1 protein-coding gene is annotated in these 759 nt (G+C 50.1%); it reads right to left on the bottom strand.

All coding sequences use genetic code 11. The features are described from left to right. Nucleotides 1-759 (bottom strand): SHIRT domain-containing protein (locus D8852_RS09915; protein ID WP_221762955.1); only part of this gene is annotated, 759 nt, incomplete at both ends.

Genomic DNA, 759 nt, shown 5'->3' with positions numbered 1-759 from the left:
GCTGCTGGAAGAGATTTCCCTGCTGTTGCGCTCTCGAAGCGGTAAGTAGCTTGGTACTTCTTAGCTTCAAAGGCCCATTTCCCTACAAACTCTACATTTGTCTTGTTGACCACAGCGCTAGCTGCGTCATAACCCTTGAAGGTCCATGTGCCGTCGTTCACTGCGTCGGTGTATGTAGTTTGAGATGGTTGCTGAGCGGAAACAGAGGCACCATTCACATAAGTTGCACTGTCGCTTGGGGTTAATGCTGCGATGGCTGCTGGAAGAGCCTTACCTGCTGTTGCGCTCTCGAAGCGGTAAGTAGCTTGGTACTTCTTAGCTTCAAAGGCCCATTTTCCTACAAACTCTACATTTGCCTTGTTGACAACGGCGCTAGTTACGTCGTAACCTTTGAAGGTCCAAGTACCGCCGTTCACAGTATCTGTGTAAGTGGTTTGGGCTGGTTGCTGAGCGGAAACAGAGGCACCATTCACATAAGTTGCACTGTCGCTTGGAGTCAAGGCTGCGATGGCTGCTGGAAGAGATTTCCCTGCTGTTGCGCTCTCGAAGCGGTAAGTAGCTTGGTACTTCTTAGCTTCAAAGGCCCATTTCCCTACAAACTCTACATTTGTCTTGTTGACCACAGCGCTAGCTGCGTCATAACCCTTGAAGGTCCATGTGCCGTCGTTCACTGCGTCGGTGTATGTAGTTTGAGATGGTTGCTGAGCGGAAACAGAGGCACCATTCACATAAGTTGCACTGTCGCTTGGGGTTAATGCT

It is taken from the genome of Streptococcus mitis, assembly GCF_003942695.1.
GTDB lineage: Bacteria > Bacillota > Bacilli > Lactobacillales > Streptococcaceae > Streptococcus > Streptococcus mitis_BD.
The sequence above is the reverse complement of the archived record's forward strand: the minus strand, read 5'-3'. Positions and strand labels throughout refer to the sequence as shown.